Annotated in this window: 22 protein-coding genes and 1 tRNA gene; 12 read left to right on the forward strand and 11 right to left on the reverse strand. The window is 68.1% G+C overall.

The window, feature by feature from the left end:
• The first annotated feature begins 250 nt into the window (after positions 1-250).
• Positions 251-1,066 (forward strand): HAD-IB family hydrolase, encoded by an 816-nt coding sequence (locus tag DYE23_RS25205; protein WP_041800558.1) that lies wholly within the window; start codon positions 251-253, stop codon positions 1,064-1,066.
• A gap of 446 nt (positions 1,067-1,512) precedes the next feature.
• On the opposite strand, the gene DYE23_RS25210 is transcribed toward DYE23_RS25205, so the two are convergent.
• The gene (locus tag DYE23_RS25210; RefSeq protein ID WP_013472931.1) at positions 1,513-2,259 is read right to left on the reverse strand and encodes a Fic family protein; all 747 of its coding nucleotides are present in this window, start codon (positions 2,257-2,259) and stop codon (positions 1,513-1,515) included.
• Between the two features lie 127 nt (positions 2,260-2,386).
• Here DYE23_RS25210 and acs point away from each other — a divergent pair, with 127 nt between their 5' ends.
• Positions 2,387-4,348 carry an acetate--CoA ligase gene (gene acs / locus DYE23_RS25215; RefSeq protein WP_115328468.1) on the forward strand — a complete coding sequence of 654 codons (1,962 nt, stop codon included), beginning with the start codon at positions 2,387-2,389 and terminating at the stop codon, positions 4,346-4,348.
• Between the two features lie 4 nt (positions 4,349-4,352).
• Here acs and DYE23_RS25220 read toward each other — a convergent pair whose 3' ends face one another.
• Positions 4,353-5,069, reverse strand: coding sequence for a S1 family peptidase (locus DYE23_RS25220; RefSeq protein WP_372516293.1), 717 nt, complete (start codon positions 5,067-5,069; stop codon positions 4,353-4,355).
• A gap of 133 nt (positions 5,070-5,202) precedes the next feature.
• Between DYE23_RS25220 and DYE23_RS25225 the strand changes: the two genes are divergently transcribed.
• Both DYE23_RS25225 and DYE23_RS25230 read left to right on the forward strand, forming a co-directional pair.
• Positions 5,203-5,754 (forward strand): phage holin family protein, encoded by a 552-nt coding sequence (locus DYE23_RS25225; RefSeq protein WP_013472934.1) that lies wholly within the window; start codon positions 5,203-5,205, stop codon positions 5,752-5,754.
• Positions 5,754-6,713, forward strand: a complete 960-nt coding sequence (locus tag DYE23_RS25230; protein WP_115328469.1) for an alpha/beta fold hydrolase — start codon at positions 5,754-5,756, stop codon at positions 6,711-6,713. The genes DYE23_RS25225 and DYE23_RS25230 overlap by 1 nt, the downstream gene beginning before the upstream one ends.
• Positions 6,714-6,729: 16 nt before the next feature.
• Here the strand turns inward: DYE23_RS25230 and marP are convergent, their stop codons facing one another.
• Genes marP through nth form a run of 4 tightly spaced genes read right to left on the reverse strand, consistent with a single transcriptional unit; the run spans position 6,730 to position 10,145 of the window.
• Complete coding sequence (marP, locus tag DYE23_RS25235; protein ID WP_011892274.1) at positions 6,730-7,923, reverse strand: acid resistance serine protease MarP; 1,194 nt, start codon at positions 7,921-7,923, stop codon at positions 6,730-6,732.
• Positions 7,920-8,702, reverse strand: coding sequence for an NUDIX hydrolase (locus DYE23_RS25240; protein ID WP_011892273.1), 783 nt, complete (start codon positions 8,700-8,702; stop codon positions 7,920-7,922). Before DYE23_RS25240 ends, marP begins: the two co-directional genes overlap by 4 nt.
• Positions 8,699-9,355 carry a TlpA family protein disulfide reductase gene (locus DYE23_RS25245; protein ID WP_041799870.1) on the reverse strand — a complete coding sequence of 219 codons (657 nt, stop codon included), beginning with the start codon at positions 9,353-9,355 and terminating at the stop codon, positions 8,699-8,701. The genes DYE23_RS25240 and DYE23_RS25245 overlap by 4 nt, the downstream gene beginning before the upstream one ends.
• Before the next feature lie 7 nt (positions 9,356-9,362).
• Positions 9,363-10,145, reverse strand: coding sequence for an endonuclease III (gene nth / locus DYE23_RS25250; protein ID WP_013472937.1), 783 nt, complete (start codon positions 10,143-10,145; stop codon positions 9,363-9,365).
• Between the two features lie 103 nt (positions 10,146-10,248).
• Between nth and DYE23_RS25255 the strand changes: the two genes are divergently transcribed.
• On the forward strand, positions 10,249-10,560 hold the full coding sequence (locus tag DYE23_RS25255; RefSeq protein ID WP_011892270.1) for a hypothetical protein: 312 nt from the start codon (positions 10,249-10,251) through the stop codon (positions 10,558-10,560).
• Between the two features lie 121 nt (positions 10,561-10,681).
• Positions 10,682-11,356 carry a cAMP-activated global transcriptional regulator CRP gene (crp, locus tag DYE23_RS25260; RefSeq protein ID WP_003931718.1) on the forward strand — a complete coding sequence of 225 codons (675 nt, stop codon included), beginning with the start codon at positions 10,682-10,684 and terminating at the stop codon, positions 11,354-11,356.
• Positions 11,357-11,439: 83 nt separating this feature from the next.
• Here the strand turns inward: crp and DYE23_RS25265 are convergent, their stop codons facing one another.
• Genes DYE23_RS25265 through sp36 form a run of 3 tightly spaced genes read right to left on the reverse strand, consistent with a single transcriptional unit; the run spans position 11,440 to position 12,833 of the window.
• Positions 11,440-12,213 (reverse strand): MBL fold metallo-hydrolase, encoded by a 774-nt coding sequence (locus DYE23_RS25265; protein ID WP_011892268.1) that lies wholly within the window; start codon positions 12,211-12,213, stop codon positions 11,440-11,442.
• Complete coding sequence (locus tag DYE23_RS25270; protein WP_011892267.1) at positions 12,214-12,675, reverse strand: RidA family protein; 462 nt, start codon at positions 12,673-12,675, stop codon at positions 12,214-12,216.
• Positions 12,672-12,833 carry a Sp36 family protein gene (sp36, locus tag DYE23_RS25275; protein ID WP_013472940.1) on the reverse strand — a complete coding sequence of 54 codons (162 nt, stop codon included), beginning with the start codon at positions 12,831-12,833 and terminating at the stop codon, positions 12,672-12,674. Before sp36 ends, DYE23_RS25270 begins: the two co-directional genes overlap by 4 nt.
• A 48-nt stretch (positions 12,834-12,881) precedes the next feature.
• Here sp36 and bagA point away from each other — a divergent pair, with 48 nt between their 5' ends.
• Together bagA and bagB are read left to right on the forward strand one after the other, a co-directional pair.
• Positions 12,882-13,934, forward strand: a complete 1,053-nt coding sequence (gene bagA / locus DYE23_RS25280) for an ATPase BagA (protein ID WP_115328470.1) — start codon at positions 12,882-12,884, stop codon at positions 13,932-13,934.
• Positions 13,935-13,948: 14 nt separating this feature from the next.
• Complete coding sequence (gene bagB, locus DYE23_RS25285; RefSeq protein ID WP_115328471.1) at positions 13,949-15,079, forward strand: ATPase BagB; 1,131 nt, start codon at positions 13,949-13,951, stop codon at positions 15,077-15,079.
• A 130-nt stretch (positions 15,080-15,209) separates the two neighbouring features.
• On the opposite strand, the gene DYE23_RS25290 is transcribed toward bagB, so the two are convergent.
• A complete protein-coding gene (locus DYE23_RS25290; protein WP_011892264.1) occupies positions 15,210-15,566 on the reverse strand; it encodes a WhiB family transcriptional regulator in 357 nt (118 codons plus the stop codon).
• Positions 15,567-15,897: 331 nt separating this feature from the next.
• On the opposite strand from DYE23_RS25290, the gene ponA2 reads away from it, so the two are divergent.
• The 4 genes from ponA2 to DYE23_RS25315 all read left to right on the forward strand — a co-directional run bounded on the left by ponA2 (position 15,898) and on the right by DYE23_RS25315 (position 20,810).
• Complete coding sequence (gene ponA2 / locus DYE23_RS25295) at positions 15,898-18,354, forward strand: transglycosylase/D,D-transpeptidase PonA2 (RefSeq protein WP_011892263.1); 2,457 nt, start codon at positions 15,898-15,900, stop codon at positions 18,352-18,354.
• Between the two features lie 44 nt (positions 18,355-18,398).
• The gene (locus DYE23_RS25300; RefSeq protein WP_115328472.1) at positions 18,399-19,373 is read left to right on the forward strand and encodes a metallophosphoesterase; all 975 of its coding nucleotides are present in this window, start codon (positions 18,399-18,401) and stop codon (positions 19,371-19,373) included.
• The gene (gene cds1 / locus DYE23_RS25305) at positions 19,370-20,494 is read left to right on the forward strand and encodes an L-cysteine desulfhydrase Cds1 (protein ID WP_372516294.1); all 1,125 of its coding nucleotides are present in this window, start codon (positions 19,370-19,372) and stop codon (positions 20,492-20,494) included. Before DYE23_RS25300 ends, cds1 begins: the two co-directional genes overlap by 4 nt.
• Positions 20,495-20,736: 242 nt before the next feature.
• Positions 20,737-20,810: transfer RNA gene (locus DYE23_RS25315), tRNA-Pro, on the forward strand.
• A gap of 52 nt (positions 20,811-20,862) precedes the next feature.
• On the opposite strand, the gene DYE23_RS25320 is transcribed toward DYE23_RS25315, so the two are convergent.
• On the reverse strand, positions 20,863-22,158 hold the full coding sequence (locus tag DYE23_RS25320) for a tyrosine-type recombinase/integrase (protein WP_235660493.1): 1,296 nt from the start codon (positions 22,156-22,158) through the stop codon (positions 20,863-20,865).
• Positions 22,159-22,196 lie beyond the last annotated feature (38 nt).

Below are 22,196 nucleotides of genomic sequence, written 5' to 3' on the forward strand. Positions count from 1 at the left end.
CAGCCCCGGGGGGTCGGGCTGATGCACACTCGGCATAAGCCGAGTAATGCCCACTATACACACGCCAGTCTGGCCCAGCGCAAGTATCGAATTGGCAACGACGCGTGCCGATGTCAAAAGTGTTAGGGGCGGGACACGTGTCGTGAACTGCCAATTTGTACGATCTGCCGCTAATTGTCACATACGACACCTCTATGCTGACGGGGTGACGTCATCGGACCCGGTGGTCGGCGGTGGCCGCGCGCCCGACATGCCAGTCGAACCGGAGCGCCCAATTCGAACCGCGGCGTTCTTCGACCTCGACAAAACGGTGATCGCCAAATCGAGCACTTTGGCTTTCAGCAAACCGTTCTTCAGCCAAGGGCTAATCAACCGCCGCGCAGTACTGAAGTCGACCTACGCGCAATTCCTGTTCTCGATGTCAGGCGCCGACCACGACCAGATGGACCGGATGCGCAATTACCTCACCACCATGTGCGCGGGATGGGACGTCGAGCAGGTCAAAGCGGTCGTCGGCGAGACGTTGCACGACATCGTCGATCCCCTGGTGTTCGCCGAGGCAGCCGAGCTCATCGCCGATCACAAGCGCTGCGGTCGCGACGTCGTGGTGGTCTCGGCATCCGGCGAGGAGATCGTCGCGCCGATCGCGCGGGCTCTCGGCGCGACCCATGCGATGGCGACACGCATGGTGGTCGAGGACGGCAGATACACCGGCGACATCGCGTTCTACTGCTACGGCGAAGGCAAGGCCGAAGCCATCCGGGCTCTCGCCGATCGCGAGGGTTACGCGCTCGAGCATTGCTATGCCTACTCCGACTCGATCACCGACATCCCGATGCTCGAGTCCGTCGGCCATCCCACCGTCGTCAACCCGGACCGGGGCCTGCGCAAGGAGGCCACCGCGCGCGGCTGGCCGGTGCGCGCGTTCTCCAAGCCGGTGTCGCTACGCGACCGGCTGCCGGCCGCCCCGTCGGGTGCCGCCGTCGCGACCACCGCCGCGGTCGGCTTCAGCGCGCTGGCCGCCGGCGCGCTGACCTACTCGCTGTTGCGCCGGTTCGCGTTCTGACCCCGGTTACCCGCAGGTAGCTGAGCGACCCGAGTAACGATCTGGGGACGCGGCCCGTTTTGCCCTTGAAGTGACCGAGATCACGTAGTACAAAGGAGTCACGGAAGTTGAGCAAGGCCAAGGCCGAGCCGGAAGAGAAGGCTCGATCTCCCGAACTCAGCTCCCCAGCACGGGTCCCGGAACCCACGCGGAGCACATACCGCCATACAGGTAAAAGCGTTGCGGGCCTGCGTAGTTGCGAAAATCGAATGACCTCGACGGCCCTTTGGGTGGGGCTGCGGTCATAGCGAGTCGCAAAGGCGCCGAGGCCATCCACGCAACCCATCACGCACGCTTGGTATCCGGATTCCCGTGTTGGCGGGCGGTGAGCCGATGTGGTCGGAAGACCATACGGATCGCCGCCCGCTTCATTTTGCTGGTGGCAGTTCACGCCCCGGGCCGGAGCACTACCCCTGAGCCGACGGGGCCTGCGCGATCGAGAGCGCTTCGCGGGCTCCCGCGTGCAGGCCTTCACAGCTGAGCAACAGCCACGCGGTCAGACCGTCCGGGGTTCCGGAGGCGAAGCCGCGGGCGGCTGCCCGGTAGTCGTTGGAGCGCCGCATCCAGTGCACCTCGGGAACCCCGAGGCCGTGCGGGTCCAGACCGCTGGCGATCGTGATCAGACGTGAGACGCCCCGGGCGACCACCCCGTCGGCACTGCCGAACGGCTCCAGCGTCAGAAGCTCCCCGTGCGCCACCGCCGCCAGGATCGAGGCGGGCACCCGCGTCCCTCCCGTCGCCAGGTCGGCCAGCAGTTCCAGTCGCCGTCCGGCGCCTTCCCGCGGCCGGCCGAGCGCGTCGTCGTCGACGAGGTCGGCCGCCGCCAGGGAGTGCAGCCGCGCGATCGCCTGCAGCGGAGCGCGCCGCCACACCCCGACGAGCGTTCCTTCCCCACCCTCCAGCGCCTCGGCCACCCGGATGGCGCCGGCCAGGACGGGTTCGGTGCCGTCGGGCGGGAACTGCAGAGCGCCGCCGTCGAGCACCGACGAGGCCCGTGCGGCCCGCAGCGACGCCTCGGCCGCGTTCTGCGGCCAGCCCCGCAGATTGGCGCGGTGACGGTGCGCGCGCCCGAGCGCCTCGCGCGCTTCGTCGGCAGCCGCGGCGACGCCGGGCAACTCCGTGAGCGGGGCCAACGGATCTCGGCTGCTGGTCACGGTCGCCCACGCTAGCCGACCGCTGGGCCGCCGAGCCATCGCCGTTCGTCGCTGATCACATGCCGCCCGCAGCGTCAGTTGTGAGTTGGCGGTTTCAGCGACGGGCCGAGTGACTACCCTCACAACCATGACCGAGACGCACGTCGATATTCCGTCGTCCTACCCACCGGATCCCGGGTTCGCCGAGAACGCGAACGCGACCGAGGCACTGTACGAGCAGGCTGACGCCGACCGGCTCGAGTTCTGGGCCGAGCAGGCCCGCCGCCTGGCCTGGGAGACTCCGTTCGACGAGGTTCTGGACTGGTCGGAGGCGCCGTTCGCGAAGTGGTTCGTCGGCGGCACGCTCAATGTGGCCTACAACTGCGTCGACCGCCACGTCGAGGCCGGCAACGGCGACCGGGTCGCGATCCACTGGGTCGGTGAGCCGGTCGAGCACTCCCGCGACATCACCTACGCCGAGCTCAAGGACGAGGTGTGCCGGGCCGCCAACGCACTCACCGACCTGGGCCTGACGGCCGGCGACCGCGTCGCGATCTACATGCCGATGGTGCCCGAGGCGATCATCGCGATGCTCGCGTGCGCACGTCTGGGCGCCATGCACAGCGTCGTGTTCGCCGGGTTCTCGGCCAGTGCGCTCAAGGCCCGCATCGAGGATGCCCAGGCCAAGCTCGTCATCACCACCGACGGGCAGTACCGCCGCGGGTCGGCGGTCTCCCTCAAGACCGGCGTGGACGAGGCCATCGACGGACTCGGGGAGGACAGCCCCGTCGAGCACGTGCTGGTGGTGCGGCGTACCGGCATCGACACACCGTGGACGCCGGACCGCGACCTGTGGTGGGACGAGACCGTGCCCGAAGCGGACACCGAGCACACGCCGGAGGCGTTCGACTCCGAGCAGCCGCTGTTCCTTCTCTATACCTCGGGAACGACCGGCAAGCCCAAGGGCATCGTGCACACCTCGGGCGGCTACCTGACCCAGACCGCCTACACCCACCACAACGTCTTCGACCTCAAGCCGGAGTCGGACGTCTACTGGTGCACCGCCGACATCGGCTGGGTCACCGGGCACAGCTACATCGTCTACGGACCGCTGGCCAACGGCGCCACGCAGGTGGTCTACGAGGGCACGCCGGCCTCCCCCACCGAGCACCGTCATTTCGAGATCATCGAGAAGTACGGCGTGACGATCTACTACACCGCGCCGACGCTGGTGCGCACGTTCATGCGGTGGGGACGCCAGATCCCCGCCGAGCACGATCTGTCCAGCCTGCGGCTGCTGGGTTCGGTCGGCGAGCCCATCAACCCGGAGGCGTGGCGCTGGTACCGGATGGCGTTCGGCAAGGACAAGACCCCGATCGTCGACACCTGGTGGCAGACCGAGACCGGCGCGATCATGATCTCGCCGCTGCCGGGCGTGACGCACTGCAAGCCCGGTTCGGCGATGCGCGCGCTGCCGGGGATCTCGGCCAAGGTCGTCGACGACGACGGCAACGAACTGGAGCGTTCCCCCGACCACGGCGAGCACGCCACCGGATACCTGGTCTTGGATCAGCCATGGCCGGCGATGCTGCGCGGCATCTGGGGTGATCCGGAGCGGTTCAAGGAGACCTACTGGTCCCGGTTCGCCGAGAAGGGCTGGTACTTCGCCGGCGACGGCGCCCGCATCGGCAGCGACGGCGAGATCTGGGTGCTGGGCCGCATCGATGACGTCATGAACATCTCGGGGCACCGCATCTCCACCGCGGAGGTGGAATCGGCGCTGGTCGGGCATTCGGGGGTGGCCGAGGCCGCCGTCGTCGGGGCCACCGACGAACACACCGGTCAGGCGATCTGCGCGTTCGTGATCCTGAAGTCCAGTGCGCACGGCGGCGAGGAGAACATGATCGACGAGCTGCGCGCCGAGGTCGCCAAGGAGATCTCCCCGATCGCCAAACCGCGCGAGATCCACGTCGTGCCGGAGCTGCCGAAGACCCGCAGCGGAAAGATCATGCGCCGCCTGCTGCGCGACGTGGCCGAGGGTCGCGAACTCGGCGACACGTCGACGCTGGTCGACCCGAGCGTGTTCGAGGCGATCCGGGCCAGCAAGTAGGGGCTCAGCGGGCCCCGACCGGAACGAAACCGCTGCCGGGCCTGCCCTTGGCGGTGATGTCGGCCAGCTGCGTGTTGATCGACATCGTCACCGCGGGCGTGTGCAGCGGGATGAACTTGACGACGCACGTCGGCAGGTCCTCGGAGAATGCTCCGTGCAGCATGCCGACCAGTTGATTGTTCACCGTCACGGGCCCGCCCGAGTCACCCGGCCCACCGCACACCTGGTTGAGGATGGTCCCCGGCTCCTGACCGGGCCCCCAGGTCACGCCGCACGAGTAGCCGGTCGATCGACCCAGCTTGCAGGCGACCTCACCGAACGCCGGATCCGGGCCCAGACCGTCGATGCGGAAGCCGTTGACCTCGTTGACGGGCGTGACCTTGGCCGGGTCGAACTTGATGACCGCGTAGTCGAGGATGTCGTTGCCCGCCACCATCTCGCCGACGACGCCGGCGTTCGGTGCGGCTTCGGACGCGACGACGGCGCCGGGCCCCCCGCAGTGCGCCGAGGTGAACCCGACGAGATCGCCGCGGTTGTCGGTGCCGATGGCGGTCAGCGTGCACAGGGTCTCGCCGTTGACGATCAGACCGGAGCCTCCGCCGAGCGGCACGCCCGTCTGCGCGGACGCCGCACCGGCGCCGAGTCCGGCGCAGATGCCCGCCAGGGCGATCACAGGGGCGATCACAGAGGCGATCAGCAGCCTCAGGCTGGTGGTCTTCACGAAGAGTCCTCTCGTATCGATGTGCCCGAACGGCGTGAAAACCCTTGAAGTCCCCGACGTGCCCGACCCGCCCTGCAAGGAATCCGCAGTCTATCGTCGGCCGGGAGCGTTTAGCGGGACGCCACGTGGCAACATGAACGCGACCGACAACTTCAGGCGGGAAGGAAGCTTGCACGTGAGCGACCGCAAGAACGACGTGCCCAACACCGTGACGTCGATCCCGCTGGTGGATCCGCACGCCCCCAAGCCTGATCCGTCGATCGGCGATCTGGTCAAGGACGCCACCGCCCAGGTGTCGACCCTGGTGCGTGCCGAGGTGGAGCTGGCCAAGGCCGAGATCACCCGGGATGTGAAGAAGGGCCTCACCGGCAGCGTCTTCTTCATCGCCGCCCTGGTCGTGTTGTTCTATTCGACGTTCTTTTTCTTCTTCTTCCTGGCCGAGTTGCTCGACAACTGGCTGTGGAAGTGGGCCGCCTATCTGATCGTGTTCGGGATCATGGTGGTGCTGACCGCGCTGTTGGCGCTGTTCGGATATCTGAAGGTGCGCCGGATCCGCGGCCCGCAGAAGACGATCGAGACCGTCAAGGAACTCCCGGACGCGTTCACGCCCGGACCCGACAAGCGGGCCGTCGCGGCGTCGAAGGACAACCTGCCTGCGACGCAAAAAGACCCGTCAGGCTGGTAGTGACCCCACCCGATCCGTCGGTCGTGCGCATCGGCGGACCGTGGCGCCATCTCGATGTGCACGCCAACGGGATCCGTTTCCATGTCGTGGAGGCGCAGCGTCCCTCCGGGGCCGACGACGTGACCCGGCCGCTGACGGATCGGCCCCTGGTCATCCTCCTGCACGGCTTCGGCTCGTTCTGGTGGTCGTGGCGTCATCAACTCACGGGGCTGAGCGGTGCCCGGCTGGTGGCCGTCGACCTGCGCGGGTACGGCGGCAGCGACAAGCCGCCGCGCGGCTACGACGGCTGGACCCTGGCCGGGGACACGGCGGGGCTGGTCCGCGCGCTGGGCCACAACTCCGCGACGCTGGTCGGTCACGCCGACGGCGGCCTGGTCTGCTGGGCCACCTCGGTGTTGCACCCCCGGGTGGTCAAGGCGATCGCGGTGGTCAGCTCACCGCATCCGTCCGCGCTGCGGGCCTCGGCGCTGCGCAGACGCGATCAGGGCCGGGCACTGCTGCCGTCGATGCTGCGCTACCAGGTGCCCATGCGGCCCGAGCGTGCCCTCACCCGGCACAACGGTGCCGAACTCGAGCGCCTCGTGCGCAGCCGGGCGAGCGAAAAATGGCAGGTCAGCGAGGACTTCGCGGAAACGGTCGGACATCTGCGGCGCGCGGTGCAGATCCCGTCGGCGGCCCACTGCGCCCTCGAATATCAACGGTGGGCGGTGCGCAGCCAGCTGCGCGCAGAGGGGCGGCGGTTCATGCGGTCGATGCGGGCGCCGCTGTCGGTGCCGATGCTGCACCTGCGCGGGGACGCCGACCCGTACGTGCTGCCCGATCCGGTGTACCGGACCCAGCGCTACGCCCCGCACGGACGCTACGTGTCGATCGCCGGCGCGGGACATTTCGCCCACGAGGAGCAGCCCGCAGCCGTCAACGCCCAGCTGTCACGGTTCCTGAGTCAGGTCTACGCCTGAGCCGACGGCCGCACTGCTAGCCCGAGCTGATGCACGTCCCCGTCGGGACCAGGTCGACGTTGCCGACCCTGGCCATCTGGGCGGCCACCTCGTCGGCGGTGAGCACGAAGCCGGTGTCGATGTCGTCGACCGCGGCGCCGAACACCACCCCGAGCACCTTGCCCTGCCTGTTGACCATCGGACCGCCCGAATTGCCCTGTCGCACCGTGCCCCTGATCGTGTACACCTCGCGGGTCACGGTGGTCGAGCGGTAGATGTCGGGGCCATTGAGCTCGATGACCTCGCGGACACGGGCCGGCGTCGCGGTGAAATCGCCGCCGCCGGGATAGCCGAGCACGATGCCGTCGGTGCCGGTCTGGGCCAGCGCGTCGACGAACTGCAGCGGCACCGACGGCAGGTCCGGAACGTCGAGGATCGAGATGTCGGCGTTCGGGTCGTAGGACACCACGCCGGCGGTGTACTCCTGGCCGTCCACCTCGACGGTGACGGTGTCGGATCCCGCGACGACGTGGGCGTTCGACATCACCCGGTTGGGGGCGACCACGAACCCGGTGCCCTCCAGGACCTTCTGGCAGCTCTGGGCGACACCCTTGACCTTGACCACGCTGGAGCGCGTCTGGTTGACCACCGGCGAGGTGGCCAGAGCCGGGTCGGGCGCGTCGACGGCGGCGACGGGGGTGGGGCCGAACGGTTTGAGGACGTCGTGCAGGCCCGCGTTCTCCCACACCGACGACATCCGGTCGGGTACCGAACGCAGCCAGTCCGGCGCCACGGCGTCGACTTCGGCGATGACCCGGGAACCCGAGACGGCGGCGGCCAGGTTGGGTTGCGGCGACGACACCAGGGCCGTGCCGAGCAGCCATGCGGCGGTGAGCACCAGCACCAGCTGCAACGCGACGCCCACGACGGAGTCGACGATTCGCAGGCCGGGGTTGCGGATGGCGCCCCGGACCGCTCTGCCGAGGACGACGCCGGCGATCTCGCCGATCACCACGAGCACCAGGATCAGGAACAGGGTGGCGAACAGCTTGGTGCGGGGCCCACTGATGTGGTCCACCACGTGCGGCGCCAGCAGGATCCCCGCGCCCGCACCCAGCACGACGCCGACCAGCGCCATCAACGAGCCGGGCGCCCCTGAGCGCCAGCCCGAGACGGCAGCGAGCATCGCCACGGCGAGGATCGCGATATCAAGCCATTGTGAGGAGTTCATCGTTGGGCCTCACCGTAGCTGTCCTCGGCGTCGAGCAGCGCCATTGCATCGCGCAGTTCGTACAGTTTGTCGTTTTCCCAGGGCACGGCCCATCCGGCGACGTCGAGCATCGCCGAGATCACCTGCCCGGTGAATCCCCACACCAGCATCTCGTTGAGCAGAAACGCCGGTCCCGCGGTGCGACGGGTGTTCTCGTCGCGGTAGACCATGATCCGGTTCTCCGGGTTGACGAAGGCCCGCACCGGAACTCGTGCGACGTGCGCCGTCTCGGAGGTGTCGACGACGTCGACCGGGCCGGGATCGGCGGAGTACGCCAGGACGGGCACCACATGGAAGCCCGACGGCGGGATGAACATCTTCTCCAGCGTCGCCAACGGCCGCAGTCGCCCCGCGTCGAGCCCGGTTTCCTCGGCTGCCTCGCGCAGCGCGGTGTGCACCGGGCTGCGGTCGTCGGGATCGGCGGCGCCGCCGGGGAACGCGGCCTGTCCGGCGTGGTGGCGCAGCGTCGCGGCGCGGACGGTGACCAGCAGGTCGGCATGCTCGGGCAGGGTGCCGCGCTCGCCCTCCTCGGGTCCGGAGAACAGCACCAGCACCGCGGCGTCGCGGCGGGTGCCGGTGACCGCGGCGGTGGTGCTGGCGGCGGTCAGCGCGGCGAGAACCTCGGCGGGCACCCGGCGGCGGTAGGCGTTCTTGACCGCGCCGGGTTGGTCGACCAGCGGGGCCAGCCAGGGGGGTGCCGCCGACGGGATCAGTTCACCCTCGCGGCTGTCCCAGCTCACGCGACTCCAATCTTCGGGTCGACCGCTGCGGCGATGTCGTCGGCCGTCGCGAAGGACCGGGGCAGGATTTCGGCAACGCTACCGTCGGCGCGCAGCACGACGGTCGCGGGCATCACGTTCGGGACCTGCAGTGCCGCGGCGATGCTTCGCCGGCCGTCCTGCACGGTCGGCAGGTGCACACCGAGTTCGGCGAGCCGGATCAGCGCCGCGCTCTCGTTCTCGTCCTGGTGCACGGTCAGCACGAGCACCTCGGGCCCGACGCGGCGCTGGTACTCGGCCATCGCGGGGAGTTCGTCGGCGCAGGGCCCGCACCAGTACGCCCACAGGTTCAGCACGACGGGACGTCCGGCCACCGCGGCGGCGATGTCGGTCGGCGCTCCGTCGCCGACACATTCGAGGACGATGCCGCGCAGCGGGGCCGGGCCCTGCCCCTCCCCCGGGGCGGGACACGGTTCGAGGCCGGCGGCCGCGCGCAGGCCGGCGAGCGCCTCCGGGGTGTCGGCGTCGCGCTTGTCGCGGGCCGACACCGTGTCGCGGGCGTCGTTACCCGCCGGCGACGCCGGGTCCTGCGCGTCGAGTTCCGACCAGAACGCGACGCCGAGCGCGACGAGGATCACCAACGCCACGACGCTCCACCGGGCCGATGCGCTCACGGCGTGCCTAGAGCCCGGCCAGCGCCAGCAGATGCTCGGTCTCGGGACCTTTCACCAGCGCAGCGGCGATCAACGGATCGGTGGGACCTGTGCCGTAGGACGGGCAGTCCTTGGCGAGGACGCACACCCCGCAGGCCGGCTTGCGGGCGTGGCAGACCCGCCGGCCGTGGAAGATCACCCGGTGGCTGAGCAGCGTCCATTCGCTGCGTTCGATCAGATCGCCGACGATGTGCTCGACCTTCACCGGGTCTTCCTCCGCGGTCCACCGCCAGCGCCGGACGAGCCGGCCGAAATGGGTGTCGACGGTGATGCCGGGAATGTCGAAGGCGTTGCCCAGGACCACGTTCGCGGTCTTGCGTCCGATACCCGGCAGCGTGACGAGTTCGTCCAGCGTCCGGGGCACCTCGCCGTCGAAACGCTCCTCCAGCGCCTGCCCCAGCCCGATCAGCGACGTGGCCTTGTTCCGGTAGAAGCCGGTGGGCCGGATCAGCTCTTCGAGTTCGGTGCGGTCGGCGGTCGCGTAGTCGCGTGCGGTGCGGTACTTCGCGAACAGGGCGGGGGTGGTGAGGTTGACCCGCTTGTCAGTGCTCTGCGCCGACAGGATGGTCGCGACGGTGAGCTCGAGGGGGTTGGTGAAGTCCAACTCGCAGTAGACGTGCGGGAAGGCCTGGGCCAGAGTGCGATTCATCCGGCGGGCCCGGCGGACGAGGCCCAGGTGCGTTTCCCTGTCCCACTTGCGGGCCGACCGGCGCGCAGACTTGGCACCGGTGGAGGGCTCACTCACGGTCACCAGGCCAGCGTACTGACCTGCTGCGACACGCCCGGCGGGGATCGGTGCTCAACGTGGACTTTTCGTAATCCCGTTGAGATCTTCGCCGTGTTTACTTCTCGTCGTGTCGTGGTTGTTCGTGGCGCTCGTCCCGGGGTTGCTGATGATGGCGACCTTCGGTCTGGAGCGCGTGGAGGCGGGGTTGCGCCGCGACGCGTTCTCGCCGGCCGACGTCGGCCGGCTGCTCGACGCCGAGGTCGGCCGTGGTGAACGCCGAATCCGGTCGCATCCGCAGGCACTGCCGACGGCGAACGGACGCCGCGGCAACGGGCGGATCGTCGAGCCCGTCCCCACCCCGGATTTGCCCACCCCGCAGTATCTGCAACACCTGGCGAATACTGAGTTTCGCCAGACCCGGCATGCCAATCGTGTGTAGCGTGAGCTGGTCGCTCTGAAGGCTGTGCCGACAACTGCGACCGGCATACCTTTAGACTGGTCAACGATCTTTCGAGGTCGCCGCACGTATTTCTGATCACCGAACGCTTAAGAGGGGCAACGTGGACGAGATCCTGGCCAGGGCCGGAATCTTCCAAGGGGTGGAACCCAGCGCTGTTTCCGCGCTGACCAAACAACTCCAGCCAGTCGACTTCCCCCGAGGGCACACCGTGTTCGCCGAGGGTGAGCCCGGCGATCGCCTGTACATCATCATCTCCGGCAAGGTGAAGATCGGGCGGCGCTCCCCCGACGGCCGCGAGAATCTGCTGACGATCATGGGCCCGTCGGACATGTTCGGTGAGCTGTCGATCTTCGATCCCGGTCCCCGGACCTCGAGCGCGACCACCATCACCGAGGTGCGCGCGGTGTCGATGGACCGTGAAGCGTTGCGGGCGTGGATCGCCGACCGTCCGGAGATCGCCGAGCAGCTGCTGCGCGTGCTGGCCCGTCGTCTGCGCCGCACCAACAACAACCTCGCGGACCTGATCTTCACCGACGTCCCCGGCCGTGTCGCCAAGCAGCTGCTGCAGCTCGCGCAGCGCTTCGGCACCCAGGAGGGCGGCGCGCTGCGCGTCACGCACGACCTCACTCAGGAGGAGATCGCTCAGCTCGTCGGCGCATCCCGCGAGACCGTGAACAAGGCTCTCGCCGATTTCGCGCACCGCGGGTGGATCCGCCTGGAGGGCAAGAGCGTGCTGATCAGCGACTCGGAGCGGCTGGCGCGCCGAGCGAGGTAACCCCTCGCCCTCTTTGCGCCGAAATTGCATTCCAGCAGAGGAACTTCGAGTAACTCGCTGCTGGAACGCAATCTCGGCGGGTGTCAGCGACGCAAGTAGTTCAGCTGGGCCTGCACCGACCATTCGGCGGCGTCCCACAGCTTCTCGTCGACGTCGGTGTAGACGTGTTCGACGACCTGTCGCGCTGTCGCGTCCTCGCCGAGAGCGCCGAGTGCGCCTCGCACCTGGGCGAGCCGTTCCTCCCGGTGGGCCAGATAGAACTCGCTGACGGCGGCCATGTCGTCGAGTTCGGGACCGTGCCCGGGCAGCACCGTCAGGTGCCCGAGCCCGCGCAGACGGCGCAGCGATTCCAGGTAGTCCCCGAGGTCGCCGTCCTCGCTGTCGATGACGGTGGTGCCGCGTCCGAGGACGGTGTCGGCGGTCAGGACGGCGTCGTCGACGAGGAAGGACACCGAGTCGGCCGTGTGCCCCGGCGTCGCCATCACCGTGATCGCGAGACCGGCGGCGTCGATGACCTCTCCGTCGGTCAGCGTGCCGCCCAAACCGCGCTGGAATCCGCTACCGACCGAGCGCACGACGGCGCCCGTCATGTCCACGAGGCGGTCGATGCCGCCGGTGTGGTCGCCGTGGCGGTGGCTGATCAGCACCAGCGAGATCCGGCCGAGCGCCGCGAGCCGCTCGATGTGCTCGTCCTTGTCGTCGGGGCCGGGGTCGACGACGACCATCTCGTCGCTGCCCGGTCCGCGCAGCACCCAGGTGTTGGTCCCGTCGAGCGTCATCAGTCCCGGGTTCTCGCACAGCAGCACCGACGCGGTGTCGGTCACCGGCCGCAGCACGTTGTACGCGGGATGCTCCACCTACGCGACCTCGAAAATCGCTTCCACTTCCACCGGCGTGTTCCTCGGCAACTCCGATACCCCGACGGCGGACCGGGCATGCGCCCCGGCCTCGCCGAAGATCTCGCCGAAGAGCTCCGACGCACCGTTGATCACGCCGGGCTGTCCGTCGAATCCGGGTGCCGAGGCGACGAAGCCGACGACCTTGACGACCTTGACGACTGATTCGATCCCGGTCAGGGCGTGCACGGCGGCCAGCGCGTTCAACGCGCACTGCCGCGCCAGCGGCTTGGCGTCCTCGGCGCTCACCTCGGCGCCGACCTTGCCGGCGGCGAGCAGCTCGCCGTCGCGGATGGGCAGCTGACCGGAGGTGTAGACGAGGTTCCCGGTACGCACCGCCGGGACGTAGGCCGCCAGCGGGGCGACGACGTCCGGCAACTCGATACCGAGTTCGTCCAGGCGCGCCTGCCAGCCGGAGCTCATTTCGCGCGCTTGAGGTACGCGACGTGCTGCTCTCCGGTGGGTCCGGGCAGCACGGAGACCAGCTCCCAGCCGTCCTCACCCCACTGGTCCAGGATCTGTTTGGTGGCATGGGTGAGGAGGGGGACGGTCGCGTACTCCCAGCGGGTCGGTTCGCTCATGCGGCTGAGCTTATCCGCCGGGCGATCCGCTATGGCTAGCATGCTGGGGTGGCTACCACATATACCGGGACAACGGACGGTCCCAAACCGGTCGGCTGGCCGTCGCGCCTGACGAAGGCACGCCTGCATTTCGTATCGGGCAAGGGCGGCACCGGTAAGTCGACGATCGCCGCGGCGCTGGCGCTGACGCTGGCTGCGGGCGGCCGCAAGGTTCTTTTGGTGGAAGTCGAAGGGCGCCAAGGCATTGCGCAACTGTTCGACGTCCCCCCGCTGCCGTACGAGGAAGTCAAGATCGCCACGGCCGACGGCGGCGGCCAGGTCAACGCGCTGGCCATCGACACCGAGGCGGCGTTCCTCGAGTATCTCGACATGTTCTACAACCTCGGTCTGGCCGGCCGGGCGATGCGCCGCATCGGCGCCGTCGAGTTCGCGACGACGATCGCGCCGGGGCTTCGGGACGTGCTGCTGACCGGCAAGATCAAGGAGATCGTCACCCGCAACGACAAGGCCGGTAAAGCGGACAAGAGCGGCAAGGGCACCGCCTACGACGCGGTGGTCGTCGACTCCCCGCCCACGGGCCGGATCGCGCGCTTCCTCGACGTCACCAAGGCGGTGTCGGATCTGGCCAAGGGCGGGCCGGTGCATTCGCAGGCCGAGGGTGTGGTCAAGCTGCTGCACTCCGATCTGACGGCGATCCATCTGGTGACGTTGTTGGAGGCGCTTCCGATCCAGGAGACGCTGGAGGCGATCGACGAACTGCGGGAGATGGGGTTGCCGGTCGGCAGCGTGATCGTCAACCGCAACATCTCGTCGTACCTGGCGCCCGACGATCTGGCCAAGGCCGCCGACGGCGCGGTCGACGCCGACGCGGTGCGCGCCGGGCTGGCGAGTGCGGGGATCACCTTGTCCGACAACGATTTCGCCGGGTTGCTGACCGAGACGATCCAGCATGCGACGCGCATCAGGGCTCGCACCGAGAGCGCCGAGCAGCTCGCCGCGCTCGACGTCCCTCGGCTCGATCTGCCCACGCTGCCCGACGGCGTCGATCTCGGCAGCCTGTACGAACTCGCAGAAGAGCTCGCCCATCAGGGCGTGCGGTGAGCAGAGGAACACCCATGAGCACCACCCCACCGGCCCTGGACATGGGCTCGATTCTTCGCGACACCTCCAACCGCGTCGTCGTCTGTTGCGGCGCAGGCGGTGTCGGCAAGACGACGACGGCGGCGGCGATGGCTCTGCGCGCGGCGGAGTACGGGCGCACCGTCGTCGTGCTGACCATCGATCCGGCCAAGCGTCTCGCGCAGGCCCTCGGCATCGAGAGTCTGGGCAACACTCCGCAGCGGGTGCCGATGGCTCCCGAGGTGACGGGCGAGCTGCACGCGATGATGCTCGACATGCGCCGCACCTTCGACGAGATGGTGGTGCAGTATTCGGGTCCCGGCACCGCGGACGCCATTCTGGACAACCAGTTCTATCAGACGGTGGCCACCTCCCTTGCCGGCACGCAGGAGTACATGGCAATGGAGAAGCTGGGACAGCTTCTGTCAGAGGACAAATGGGACCTCGTGGTGGTCGACACCCCGCCGTCGCGCAACGCGCTGGACTTCCTCGACGCACCGAAACGCCTGGGCAGCTTCATGGACAGCCGGTTGTGGCGGATGCTGCTGGCGCCCGGGCGCGGCATCGGCCGCCTGGTCACCGGTGCGATGGGCCTGGCGATGAAGGCGATGTCGACGATCCTGGGATCTCAGATGCTCTCGGACGCCGCGACTTTCGTGCAGTCGCTGGATGCGACGTTCGGCGGGTTCCGGGAGAAGGCGGACCGGACGTACGAGTTGTTGAAGCGCCGCGGCACCCAGTTCGTGGTGGTGTCGGCCGCCGAGCCGGATGCGTTGCGCGAGGCGTCGTTCTTCGTCGACCGACTCTCCGAGGAGCACATGCCGTTGGCGGGGCTGATCCTCAACCGCACCCATCCGACGTTGTGCGAGTTGCACGCGGACAAGGCCGCCGAAGCCGCCGACGAGCTGCAGAAGACCGATCCGGACTCCGTGGCCGCGGCGGCACTGCGGATCCACGCGGCCCGCGCGTCGACCGCGAAGCGGGAGGTGCGGTTGCTGTCGCGCTTCACCGGAGCCAACCCGCACGTGGCGCTGGTCGGTGTTCCGTCCCTGCCGTTCGACGTGTCCGATCTGGACGCGCTGCGGGCGATCGCGGATCAGATCACCGGCGAGGCACCCGCGGCATAACCACCCCGGGGCCGCCCGGGCCCCGGACAGTCGTATGGCCGCACCCACGGGTGCGGCCATACGGACGAGAAGGCGATGTCGGATGTGCCGACCCGCGAATCAGGCAATCGCGGCTCAGCTGGCAATCGACTTAGCCAGCAGTACGGTGCTTGCGTTGCGCGGCAAAAAAGTCTGCCCAGGAAACGACCTCAGGATGCTGCTTGAGAAGGGCGCGGCGCTGACGCTCGGTCATGCCGCCCCACACACCGAATTCCACGCGGTTGTCCAACGCGTCGGCACCGCACTCCGCGATGACCGGGCAGTGGCGGCAGATGACGGCCGCCTTGCGCTGAGCGGCGCCCCGGACGAACAACTCGTCCGGATCAGTCTGGCGACACCGTGCTTGCGAAACCCACGCGATGCGGGCTTCCGCTTCCTTGCCCTGCACAACGGGAGGAGTAGGTGCAGTGACTGTAGTTGGACGAGCCGCGGGCTTGATTGATGACACCAGCGATCCCCTATCGTTCTGGCCGCGCCCCGACAACGCAGACGATTATTAACGTACGCGTGGATTGCTAGTGCGATCTACGCCACATTGCAACCGGTCTGTGTGACCTGCATCGCACTGTGCGCTCAATTTAGGTGGTCACAGCCGATTTGCGCAATACGTTCGTGACCCCTTTTTTGGGACGACCGTGCAGTCCGGCGCGTACAGTGCGCCCTCGCAGAGCTCCGACTCGGGCAGAAGCGCTCGTCAACGGCTTTTGACACGGCCTGTCATGAGCACATTCCGGCTGCTCGAGGGAAGCCTTCGGCGAAGTCGTCGCTAGTCTGTACGCATGCCGGAGCAGCCCCCGACACAACCGCCGCGCGCGGTGACGGTGATCAAGCTCGCCTGGTGCGTCGTACTCGCCAGTGTGATCGTCGCCGGACTGTTGTTCCCCGTCGTCGGTGGCTTCGGTCTGGTGTCCAACCGTGCCTCCGATGTCGTGGCCAACGGCTCGGCCCAACTGGTGGAGGGCGAGGTCCCTCAGGTCTCCACGATGACCGACTCCAAGGGCAACATCATCGCGTGGCTCTACAGCCAGCGGCGGTTCGAGGTCCCGAGCGATCAGATCGCCAACACGATGAAACTGGCGATCGTCTCCATCGAGGACAAAAGGTTTGCCGACCACAACGGTGTCGACTGGCAGGGAACGCTGACGGGTCTGTCCGGCTACCTGTCCGGAAACCTCGACACCCGCGGCGGCTCCACGATCGAGCAGCAGTACGTCAAGAACTACCAACTGCTCGTGATCGCGCAGACCGACGCCGAGAAGCGCGCCGCGATCGAGACCACCCCGGCGCGCAAGCTGCGCGAGATCCGGATGGCGCTGACGCTGGACAAGACGTTCACCAAACCCGAGATCCTGACGCGCTATCTGAACCTGGTGTCCTTCGGGAACAACGCGTTCGGTGTCCAGGACGCCGCGCAGACCTACTTCGGGATCAACGCCACGGATCTGAACTGGCAGCAGGCGGCGCTGCTGGCCGGCATGGTGCAGTCGACGAGCACGCTGAACCCGTACACCAATCCCGACGGCGCGCTGGCCCGTCGCAACGTCGTGCTCGACACGATGATCGAGAACCTGCCCGAGTACGCCGACGAGCTGCGCGCCGCCCGGCAGGAGCCCCTCGGTGTGCTGCCGCAGCCCAAGGAACTGCCCCGCGGCTGCATCGCCGCCGGTGACCGCGCGTTCTTCTGCGACTACGCGCTGGACTACCTGGCCCGCGCGGGGATCAGCAAGGACCAGGTCGCCAAGGGCGGCTACATGATCAAGACGACGTTGGACCCCGACGTGCAGGCGTCGGTCAAGAACGCGATCACCCAGTACGCCAGCCCGGATCTGCCCGGTGTCGCGAGCGTGATGAGCGTGGTCAAGCCGGGTAAGGACTCCCATCCGGTGCTCGCGATGGCGAGCAACCGCACCTACGGCCTGAATCTCGATGCCGGGGAGACGATGCAGCCGCAGCCGTTCTCGCTGGTCGGCAACGGCGCCGGGTCGGTCTTCAAGATCTTCACCACCGCCGCCGCGATGGAGATGGGGATGGGTATCAACGCCCAGCTCGACTCGCCGTCGCGCTTCGAGGCCAAGGGCCTGGGCAGCGGCGGCGCCCGCGGCTGCCCGCCGGCGACGTGGTGCGTGCAGAACGCGGGCAACTACCGCGGCACGATGAGCGTCACCGATGCGCTGGCCACCTCGCCCAATACCGCGTTCGCGAAGCTGATCGCCCAGGTGGGTGTGCAGCGCACCGTCGACATGGCTGTGCGGTTGGGGCTGCGCTCCTACGCGCTGCCGGGTACCGCGCGTGACTACGACCCCGAGAGCAACGAGAGCCTGGCCGATTTCGTGAAGCGGCAGAACATCGGGTCGTTCACGCTGGGCCCGATCGAGGTGAATGCGCTGGAGCTGTCCAATGTCGCCGCGACGCTGGCCTCCGGCGGCATGTGGTGCCCGCCCAACCCGATCGCCGAGGTGTACGACCGCTACGGCGAGCCCGTGTCGGTGACCACCGAGACCTGTGAGCAGGCGGTTCCCGAGGGGCTGGCCAACACGCTCGCCAATGCGATGAGCAAGGACGACACCGGCGCGGGTACCGCCGCCGGAGCCGCCGGTTCGGTCGGCTGGAACCTGCCGATGTCGGGCAAGACCGGCACCACCGAGGCCAACCGGTCGTCGGCGTTCCTCGGGTTCACCAACCGCTACGCGGCCGCCAGCTACATCTACGACGACTCGACCGCGCCGACGGAGCTGTGCTCGTTCCCGCTGCGTCAGTGCGGATCGGGCAATCTGTTCGGCGGCAACGAGCCGGCCAGGACGTGGTTCTCCGCGATGCAGCCGATCGCTACCGCGTTCGGTGATGTGACGCTCCCGCCGACCGACCCGCGCTACGTCGAGGGCGCGCCCGGTTCGAAGGTGCCGAGTGTCGCGGGCATGGATCAGGACACCGCCCGGGCGCGGCTGCGCGAGGCCGGGTTCCAGGTCGCCGACCAGGCGACGCCGGTGAACAGTTCGTCGAGATACGGAACGGTCGTGGGCACGGCGCCCAGCGGTCAGACGGTGCCGGGGTCGATCGTCACGATCCAGATCTCCAACGGCATCGCACCTGCCCCGCCGCCACCTCCTGCCGGCGCGCCACCGCCGGGCGGCCCACCGCCACCGGCGGGCGAGACGGTGATCCAGATCCCGGGTCTGCCGCCCATCACGGTGCCGGTGCTCGGTCCGCCGCCACCACCACCTCCGCCGCCGGGCTGACCCGACGACCTGTGCCACACAGGTACGGGCAGTAAACTGCGGGAATGTCAGCTGTGCCTTCTCGTTCACCCGGTGCGATCCTCAAGACCACTGCTCTCGCGTCGGCCGGCACGCTCGCAGCGGGGATCGCCTACGCGTCGCTGATCGAGCGCAACGCATTCGTCGTCCGGGAGGCGACGATGCCCGTGCTCACACCGGGGTCGTCGCCGCTGAAGGTGCTGCACATCAGCGACATCCACATGCGCCCGCAGCAGCGGCGCAAGCAGGAGTGGCTGCGCGAGCTGGCGCAGTGGGAGCCCGACTTCGTCGTCAACACCGGCGACAACCTGTCCCACCCCAAGGCTGTGCCGGCGGTCGTGCAGGCGCTCGGGGACCTGTTGGCGGTGCCCGGGGTCTTCGTGTTCGGCAGCAACGACTACTTCGCGCCGAAGCCGAAGAACCCGGCCAACTATCTGACCAAACCGGGACGTCGCATCCACGGTGAGCCGCTGCCGTGGCAGGACCTTCGCGCCGCGTTCACCGAGCGCGGTTGGCTGGACATGACGCACACGCGACGCGAGTTCGAGGTCAAGGGCCTGCACATCGCGGCCGCCGGTGTCGACGATCCGCATCTCAAGCGCGACCGCTACGACACCGTCGCGGGTCCGGCGAGCCCGGCCGCGAACCTGACGCTGGGGTTGACGCACTCCCCCGAACCGCGCGTGCTGGACCGGTTCGCCGCCGACGGCTACCAACTGGTGATGGCGGGCCACACCCATGGCGGCCAGCTGTGCCTGCCGTTCTATGGCGCGATCGTCACCAACTGCGATCTCGATCGGTCCCGCGCGAAGGGACCGTCGCGGTGGGGAGTCCGCACCCAGCTGCACGTGTCGGCGGGGATCGGCACGTCGCCGTATGCGCCGCTGCGGTTCTGCTGCCGTCCCGAGGCGACGATGCTGACGCTGGTCGCCGCACCGACCGGGGGCTCCGACATGGGGTCGCGGGCGGGGCTGTCGCATCCGACCGTATCGGCGCGGTGAGCGCACCGGACCCGTGGTCTGATCGCTCCTCACGTCCGCGGTGTCACCTCCAGTCGCGGATCTGGGTGGACAACGCCGTCCGGCTGATCGAGGCCGACGCCAGGCGTAGCGCGGACACCCATCTGCTGCGGTACCCGCTGCCGTCGCGCTGGTGCTCCGAGGTCGACGTCGCGCTGTATCTGAAGGACGAGACGACCCATATCACGGGCAGCCTGAAGCACCGGTTGGCCCGCTCGCTGTTTCTGTACGCGCTGTGCAACGGCTGGATCGACGAGGGCACCACGGTGATCGAGGCGTCGTCGGGGTCGACGGCTGTCTCGGAGGCCTACTTCGCGGCGATGCTGGGGTTGCCGTTCATCGCGGTGATGCCGGAGTCGACGAGCGCGTCGAAGATCGCCCTCATCGAATCGCAGGGCGGCCGTTGCCATTTCGTGAAACGGTCGGCCGAGGTGTATGCCGAGGCGCAACGGTTGGCCGAGCAGACCGGCGGGCACTATCTGGATCAGTTCACCAACGCCGAGCGGGCGACCGACTGGCGGGGCAACAACAACATCGCCGAGTCGATCTTCGAGCAGTTGGGTGAGGAGACCCACCCGGTACCCGACTGGATTGTGGTGGGGGCGGGCACCGGCGGGACGAGCGCGACGATCGGCCGGTATCTGCGTTACCGCCGATACCCGACGCGGCTGTGCGTGGTGGATCCGGAGAACTCCGCGTTCTACCCGTCCTACCAGCAGGGTGTCGACGTGGTGATCGACGCGTCGTCGCGCATCGAGGGTATCGGCCGCCCGCGGGTGGAGCCGTCGTTCCTGCCCGGGGTCGTGGACCGGATGGTGTCGGTGCCCGACAGCGGTTCGGTGGCCGCCGCCCATCACGTCAGCAGGGTGCTGGGGCGGCGGGTCGGACCGTCGACCGGGACGAATGTGTGGGGTGCGTTCGGGTTGCTCGCGGAGATGGTCGCCGAGGGTCGCAGCGGGTCGGTGGTGACGCTGCTCGCCGACAGTGGCGACCGCTACATCGACACCTATTTCTGCGACGAGTGGCTCAGCAGCCAGGGCATCGATCCGTCGGAGTCGGCCGGATCACTGGCCGAGTTCGAGCGGTCGGGCCGCTGGGTCTGATCCTTCGGTCGCCGCGTTAGCGGTACGTCGGAGGTCAGGAACAGCCACAGCGCGGCCATCGCGAAGAATCCCAGGTAGATCGATGCGCCCAAGCTGGTCATGTCACGCCCCGTTCCGGTCGAATTCTTTCCTCAGTGTGCACAACGCCACCGACACCTCTGTTCCTTCCCGCGGCGTGTCGTAAACCGATCAGCCGTTTGGCTTCAACGGCATGGGGTGCGATACGCTGTCGTGGCTTCACTCGGGGTGTGGCGCAGCTTGGTAGCGTGCTTCGTTCGGGACGAAGAGGTCGTGGGTTCGAATCCCGCCACCCCGACTGGTGTGTTCGCAGGTAGAGGCCCTGACCGGGAATTCTGGTCGGGGCCTTCTTACTTCCCAGTCCGCAGCTGGTCCGCAGTGGATTCCAAAGACCGCATCCGCGCCGCATCTAGTGCAACCGAAACCTGCTCCAGGTCGTCCGGGAACAAGTCTGCATAGGTGTCCAGGGTCAGGACTGCGGACGCGTGCCCGAGCATCGTCTGGACGGCCTTGACGTTGGCCCCCGCGCTGATCGACAGCGACGCCGCCGTGTGGCGAAGGTCGTGCGGTGTCACGGTGGGGTACGCCGGGTCTGCTGCCTGGAGACGTTGGACGGCCACGTTGAAGACCCGCGGCCGCCACGTCGACACTCGCAGCAGTGCTCCTCCTGGCGATGTGAACACCAAGTCCTCACGCCGCTTACCCATCATGAGCACGGCCAGCGGCTCGGCCAGGAACGCCGGGAACGGCACCGAGCGACGTTCGTGGGATTTCGGCGACGACCACACCACACGTCCCTTCACCTCGGCGACCGCCTCACGGATATTCACCCTGCGACGCAGCATGTCGAATGACTCCACCCGCAGCGCTGCCATCTCGCCCCAGCGCAACCCGGTGTAGGCCAGAAATCGAACAACGATGGCGTACTCGCCGACCTCGCGGGCCAGAAGTTCCACCTGCCGGTGCGTCAGGTAGCCCCGTGCTCGGTGCTGTCGTCGCGGCGACTTCACTCCCATACACGGATTGCGGGGGATCCGTCGATCGTCGACGGCCATCTCCAGAATCTGTCTCAGGACGCTAAGCGCATTCTCGATGGTGGCCGGTTTGGCTCCACCCGCCGCCAATTGCTGCACCCACGCCCTGATATCCGACGATTGCACGTCGGCTACTGCGACCGCGGCCCACCGGCCTTCGACGTAGCCCGACCATGCGAACGCGCGTGTCGCAACCGTCGTCTCCTTCAAATGGCCCTGGGTACCAAGCCACTTGGCGTGCAATTCACGGACGGTAATGCGCCCGGCTTTTGGCGCGACATAGGTTCCTATCGTCTGCGCGGCTGTGATCTCGTTGAGAAAGGCCTGAGCGTCCACCTTGCGGTCGAACGAACGGGTGTTCTCACCGCCTTGATCATCGACATACCGGGCCAACCATCGGCGCCCTTTGCCATTGCGCGCGGCAGGGGTCCCGTCCGATCGACGCCACCTGTCCTCGACGCCGGCGCGGCGGTTTCGTCGCTGCATGTGAGCCACCTCCGTTGGGTGCCAGATTCCCACCGACCACCGACAGCCGACGAAATCGTTCGACTGGAGCCAATTTATAGGCGAAGTTGAGGGTACTGGTGGACAAATGCAGGGCGCCACCACCACCGTTGGATTCGTTGACAGAACCCACTATTGAGGAGCAG

Source organism: Mycolicibacterium gilvum, assembly GCF_900454025.1.
Lineage (GTDB): Bacteria > Actinomycetota > Actinomycetes > Mycobacteriales > Mycobacteriaceae > Mycobacterium > Mycobacterium gilvum.